Source organism: Oceanisphaera arctica (assembly GCF_002936955.1).
In the GTDB taxonomy this organism is placed as follows: Bacteria; Pseudomonadota; Gammaproteobacteria; order Enterobacterales; family Aeromonadaceae; genus Oceanimonas; species Oceanimonas arctica.
The window spans coordinates 1-5,804 of record NZ_MPZM01000083.1; the positions used below are offsets into that span (position 1 = coordinate 1).

The 5,804-nt window shown below is 55.0% G+C and carries 6 protein-coding genes; 5 read left to right on the top strand and 1 reads right to left on the bottom strand.

The window, feature by feature from the left end; genetic code table 11:
* Positions 1–472 precede the first annotated feature (472 nt).
* Positions 473–1,264: a type I methionyl aminopeptidase gene (gene map, locus UN63_RS16540; RefSeq protein ID WP_104488592.1), complete on the bottom strand. Its 792-nt coding sequence runs from the start codon at positions 1,262–1,264 to the stop codon at positions 473–475.
* A 366-nt stretch (positions 1,265–1,630) separates the two neighbouring features.
* Here map and rpsB point away from each other — a divergent pair, with 366 nt between their 5' ends.
* The 5 genes from rpsB to uppS all read left to right on the top strand — a co-directional run bounded on the left by rpsB (position 1,631) and on the right by uppS (position 5,664).
* Positions 1,631–2,356: a 30S ribosomal protein S2 gene (gene rpsB, locus UN63_RS16545; RefSeq protein ID WP_104488593.1), complete on the top strand. Its 726-nt coding sequence runs from the start codon at positions 1,631–1,633 to the stop codon at positions 2,354–2,356.
* Positions 2,357–2,463: 107 nt separating this feature from the next.
* Positions 2,464–3,342: a translation elongation factor Ts gene (gene tsf / locus UN63_RS16550; RefSeq protein WP_104488594.1), complete on the top strand. Its 879-nt coding sequence runs from the start codon at positions 2,464–2,466 to the stop codon at positions 3,340–3,342.
* A gap of 72 nt (positions 3,343–3,414) precedes the next feature.
* Positions 3,415–4,143 (top strand): UMP kinase, encoded by a 729-nt coding sequence (gene pyrH, locus UN63_RS16555; protein WP_104488595.1) that lies wholly within the window; start codon positions 3,415–3,417, stop codon positions 4,141–4,143.
* A gap of 108 nt (positions 4,144–4,251) precedes the next feature.
* Entirely contained in the window at positions 4,252–4,809 is a 558-nt protein-coding gene (frr, locus tag UN63_RS16560) for a ribosome recycling factor (protein ID WP_104488596.1), read from the top strand.
* Positions 4,810–4,884: 75 nt separating this feature from the next.
* A complete protein-coding gene (uppS, locus tag UN63_RS16565; RefSeq protein ID WP_104488597.1) occupies positions 4,885–5,664 on the top strand; it encodes a polyprenyl diphosphate synthase in 780 nt (259 codons plus the stop codon).
* The last annotated feature ends 140 nt before the right edge of the window (positions 5,665–5,804 follow it).

The window sequence follows — 5,804 nt, forward strand, 5'->3', positions numbered from 1 at the left end:
GGGTGTCACTGCAGGCCAAGATGGATCCCGAGGAACATGGGGATGCTCTGCAGTAACCCCTCCCTAACCCTCCCCCTTGCGTTGCACCCCGCTGTTATTCTGCTGGTGCGGGGTTAAGGGGAGGGAACCGGTATGGCGCTATGCCTACCGATTTCGATTCGTCTGTGGATTTGCGCCACATAAATGGAAAAAAGGGGTCGGAGTCATTTATTAAAAATGACTCCGCCCCCTTTTTCTAATACCAACAAAAACTGCGCCGTATCAAACAGCGCCGTTTTTTACTCTGCTGCGCAGAGTCTGCCGACTGAAGTGGCAACTACAAAAAACACACATTTTCCCGTTTCGTAGGGTCCATTTCAATGGACCAAGAGGGGTAGCTCAGAGCCAAAGCCGGTCGAATACTCTTACCTAAAATAAGTCGACCCTACGACACATGTAGGCGCCCATTTATGCGGCGTGAACTTGCAGGTGTTCAGCTTCCGGCTTTAATGATGCGTGGCAGCTTGTCGTCTTTGCGCAGGGTCAGTACTTCGCAGCCGTCTTCGGTTACCAGCAGGGTGTGTTCGTACTGGGCCGACAGGCTGCGGTCTTTGGTTACTACGGTCCAGCCGTCGCCCAGCATCTTGCTCTGGCGCTTGCCGGCGTTGATCATCGGCTCTATGGTCAGGCACATGCCTGCTTCCAGTACTTCACCGGTGCCCGGCTTGCCGTAATGCAGTACCTGCGGCTCTTCATGGAACTCGGCGCCGATGCCGTGGCCGCAATATTCCCGCACTACCGAATAGTTGTGGGCTTCGGCGTGTTGCTGAATGGCGGCGCCGATGTCGCCCAGACGTACCCCGTGCTTCACCATCTTGATGGCCAGCTCCAGGCATTCCTGGGTCACCCGGCACAGGCGTTCTGCCATGATGCTGGCTTTGCCGACCATGAACATCTTGGAGGTATCACCGTGGTAGCCATCCTTGATCACGGTGATGTCGATATTGATGATGTCGCCTTCCTTGAGCTTTTTGTCCGCCGGAATGCCGTGGCAGATAACGTGGTTCACCGAGGTACAGATCGACTTGGGAAAACCGTGGTAGTTCAGCGGCGCCGGAATCGCCTGCTGCTCGTTCACGATATAGTCATGGCAGATCTGGTTCAGTTCGTCGGTGGTCACGCCGGCTTGCACGTGCGGTTCAATCATTTCCAGCACTTCGGCGGCCAGGCGACCGGCCACGCGCATTTTTTCTATTTCTTCCTGGGTTTTTATGACTATGCTCATCAAATTCGTCTCTGTGGGTGGGCGCCAGATTCAGGATTGCGTCGTTGTCTCGCAGGGCGGCTATCGGCTATACCAAAAGGATGGCCGATAAATATGGCCGATAAAAGGGCAAAAGTGTAACGCCAAGCGCGGCTAAGTTCCAGTAGCTAAGCCGCGGTCGAGTAACGCAGACACTGGTGCAGACTCCGCTTTTATGGTATAAAGCGCGCCGTGATAGTTGCATCTGCGGGTATGCCTGCAGATTTATCCATCACATACACTCACTTTCTTAATACACACACACATCGGCACATGCTCCAGGGTGCCTTCGGGTCGGAGTCATGGGATGTGTGGAGGCCTAACCCAATACACTTATTTGAGGAAATCATGGCACAAGTATCTATGCGCGACATGCTGAAAGCCGGCGTTCACTTTGGTCACCAGACTCGTTACTGGAACCCCAAGATGAAGCCGTTCATTTTCGGCGCCAGCAACCGGGTTCACATCATCAACCTGGAAAAAACCGTTCCCATGTTCAACGACGCGTTGAACTACCTGGGTAACGTTGCTTCCAAGAAGGGTAAAATCCTGTTTGTTGGTACCAAGCGCGCAGCCTCTGAAGCCGTCAAAGAAGCCGCTACCAAGTGTGATCAGTTCTACGTCAACCATCGCTGGTTGGGTGGCATGCTGACCAACTGGAAAACCGTACGTCAATCCATCAGCCGCCTGAAAGAGCTGGAAATCCAGGCTCAAGACGGTACCTTCGAGAAGCTGACCAAGAAAGAGGCGCTGATGCGTTCTCGCGAAATGGACAAGCTGGAGAAGTCCCTGGGCGGTATCAAGGACATGGGCGGTCTGCCCGACGTATTGTTCGTAGTAGACGCTGACCACGAGCACATCGCTATCAAAGAAGCCAACAACCTGGGCATTCCGGTAGTATCGATTGTTGACACCAACTCTAACCCGGACAACATCGATTACATCATTCCCGGTAACGATGACGCCATCCGTGCCGTCCAGCTGTATCTGAATGCTGCTGCCGACGCCGTGATTGCTGCCCGTGCGCAAGACTTGGCCGTGCAAGCCGAAGACAACTACGTCGTAGAAGAGTAATAAAGCCGAAGCTTAGGCTTCAGCCTTTATTAACCATACGAAAGTAATGGGTTAACAGGGGCCTTGTGCCCCTGTTTTCTTGTAGACCAAGATCGAGGAAATTAGACATGGCAACTATTACCGCCGCCCTGGTAAAAGAACTGCGTGAGCGCACTGGCGCTGGCATGATGGATTGTAAAAAAGCCCTGACCGAAGCCAATGGCGACATTGAACTGGCCATCGAAGAGATGCGCAAGTCCGGCCAGGCCAAAGCTGCCAAGAAAGCCGGCCGTATCGCTGCCGAAGGCATCATCCTGATGCGTCAGGCTGGTAACACCGCCGTGATGATCGAACTGAACAGCGAAACCGACTTTGTAGCCAAAGACGCCGGTTTCCGCGCCTTCGGTGACAAGATTGTCGACATCGCGCTGGCAAGCAAAATCAACGACCTGGACGCCCTGAAGGCGGCCGAGTACGCAAACGGCGAAAGCATCGAGCTGACCCTGACCAACTTGATCGCCAAGATCGGTGAAAACATGAGCCTGCGTCGTATCGTGCTGGTGGAAGGTGACAACCTGACCACTTACCTGCACGGCACCCGCATCGGCGTTATCGCCAACCTGAAAGGCGGTGACGAAGAAGTGGCCAAAGACGTGGCAATGCACGTTGCTGCTTCCAACCCGCAGTTCGTCAAGCCCGAAGATGTGTCTGACGAAGTTGTGGCCAAAGAGCGCGAAATTCAGGTCGACATCGCCATCAACTCCGGCAAGCCGAAAGAAATCGCCGAGAAAATGGTTGAAGGTCGCATGAAGAAGTTCACCGGCGAGATCTCTCTGACCGGTCAGCCCTTCATCAAGGATCCTTCTATCTCTGTCGCCGATCTGCTCAAGCAGAAAGGCGCCGATGCCATCGGTTTCGTCCGCTATGAAGTGGGTGAAGGTATCGAGAAGAAAGAAGAAGATTTCGCTGCCGAAGTTCAGGCGCAGATCGCTGCTTCCAAGGGTTAATTCCCGCCGTTGTTAGTGCTATCCAGACCGCGACATCCGTCGCGGTCTTTCTATGACCAGGAATAGAAAAGCATGAGTACCAATCCTAAACCCGCATACAGACGCATTCTTCTTAAACTGAGCGGCGAAGCGCTGCAAGGGGAAGAAGGCTTTGGTATTGACCCCGCCGTACTGGAACGTATGGCTCAGGAAATCAAAGAACTGGTTGAACTGGGAGTTCAGGTCGGTCTGGTGATCGGCGGTGGAAACCTGTTTCGTGGTGCGGGCCTGGCCCAGGCGGGAATGAACCGCGTGGTGGGCGACCACATGGGTATGTTGGCCACCGTGATGAACGGCCTGGCCATGCGCGATGCCCTGCACCGTGCTTATGTGAATGCCCGTCTGATGTCCGCCATTACCCTGGAAGGTGTGTGCGACCCCTATAATTGGGCCGATGCCATTAGCTTGCTGCGCAAGGGGCGTGTGGTGATCTTCTCTGCCGGTACCGGTAATCCTTTCTTCACCACCGATTCTGCCGCCTGTTTGCGTGGCATTGAAATTGAAGCCGACGTAGTATTAAAGGCCACCAAGGTGGATGGCGTCTACAGTGAAGATCCGATGAAAAATCCGGATGCCGAGCTGTATAGTCAGCTGGATTATGATGACGTACTGGATCGCGAACTCAAGGTGATGGATCTGGCCGCCTTTACCCTGGCCCGGGACCATAACCTGCCGGTCCGGGTATTCAACATGAATAAACCGGGTGCGCTGCGCCGTGCCGTGATGGGGGAAACCGAAGGCACCCTCATCTGCCGGAAATAAAAAATTTGAGCGCCAAGCGCCGAGGCAAACCAAAGTGTCATCCTGATGAACATCAGGATCTTGCTTTCAGCTCGGCGCTTTCAGCTTTAATAAACAAGGATAAAAACCGTGATTAACGAGATTAAGAACGACGCCAACACGCGGATGGAAAAGAGCCTTGAGTCGCTCAAGGGCCAGATGAACAAGGTTCGTACCGGCCGGGCTCACCCCAGCCTGCTGGACACCATTTATGTGGATTATTACGGTGCGGCCACGCCGCTGAAGCAGGTGGGTAACATCACCACCGAAGACTCCCGCACCCTGGCGGTCACCGTATTCGATCGCACCATGATCAAGGCCGTGGAAAAAGCCATCATGAGTTCCGACCTGGGTCTGAATCCGTCCAGCACCGGCACCATGATCCGCATTCCGCTGCCGTCACTGACCGAAGAGCGTCGTAAAGACCTGATCAAGGTAGTGCGTCACGAAGCCGAGCAGGGCCGGGTGGCCATTCGCAACATCCGTCGCGATGCCAACGGTGACTTCAAGGCACTGTTGAAAGACAAAGAAATTTCTGAAGACGACGATCGTCGTGGTCAGGACGACATCCAGAAACTGACCGATCTCTATATCAAAAAGGTAGACGAAGCCCTCGCCGCCAAAGAGAAAGAGTTAATGGAAATCTGATACTTACATCAGGTATAGTAGCCGACGCCGTGTAGCTGCCTACACGGCGTTTTTCTTTGTGCAGGAGTGACTTCAATGCCAGCAACGGCAGCATTCGACGATCCAACGCAGCTACCCCGTCACGTCGCCATCATCATGGACGGCAACGGCCGCTGGGCCGAACAGCGCGGAAAGTTCCGGGTTAGCGGCCACAAGGCCGGCGTAAAATCGGTACGTGCGGCGGTCAGCTTTGCCCATCAGCTCAAGCTGGATGCCCTGACCCTGTTCGCCTTCTCCAGCGAAAACTGGCGCCGCCCCGAAGATGAAGTCAGCGCCCTGATGAGCCTCTTTATCGCCGTGCTCGGCTCGGAAGTTCGCAAGCTACACCGCAACAATATTCGCTTGCGGGTGATCGGCGAACACCGTGGTTTCAGCGAGCATTTGCAACGCAAAATTGCCGATGCCGAAGCGCTTACCGCCGCCAATACCGGACTGACTCTCAATATTGCCGCCAACTACGGTGGCCGCTGGGATATCACCCAGGCCTGTCGTCGTGCAGCCGAGCAGGTGGCTGCCGGTGAACTCAACCCCGCCGACATCACAGAGCACCATCTGGGAAGCCTGATGAGCATGGCCGACCTGACGGAGGTCGACTTGCTGATCCGTACCGGCGGTGAGCAGCGCATCAGCAACTTTCTGCTGTGGCAGCTGGCCTACGCCGAATTGCATTTTACTCCCGTACTCTGGCCCGACTTCGACGAAGCCGCCTTCAGCGAGGCGATTGCCGCCTTTGTGGGACGAGAACGCCGCTTCGGCTGCACCGGTGAGCAAATTCGCGCCTTGGCTGAAGGGCGGGGAATAGGGAATAGGGACTAGGGAGTAGGGACTAGGGAGTAGGGAATGGTTTTACTCCCTCCCCTTAGCCTCGGCTCTGGCAGAATAACGACGGAGTGCAACGCAAGGGGAGGGTTGGGGAGGGGTTGCGTGAACACAGGCAGGTATGACACCCCTCCCAC

Coding starts and splice junctions, on each gene's coding strand:
- map (WP_104488592.1), bottom strand. CDS start 1,264: ATGAGCATAGTCATAAAAACCCAGGAAGAAATAGAAAAAATGCGCGTG.
- rpsB (WP_104488593.1), top strand. CDS start 1,631: ATGGCACAAGTATCTATGCGCGACATGCTGAAAGCCGGCGTTCACTTT.
- tsf (WP_104488594.1), top strand. CDS start 2,464: ATGGCAACTATTACCGCCGCCCTGGTAAAAGAACTGCGTGAGCGCACT.
- pyrH (WP_104488595.1), top strand. CDS start 3,415: ATGAGTACCAATCCTAAACCCGCATACAGACGCATTCTTCTTAAACTG.
- uppS (WP_104488597.1), top strand. CDS start 4,885: ATGCCAGCAACGGCAGCATTCGACGATCCAACGCAGCTACCCCGTCAC.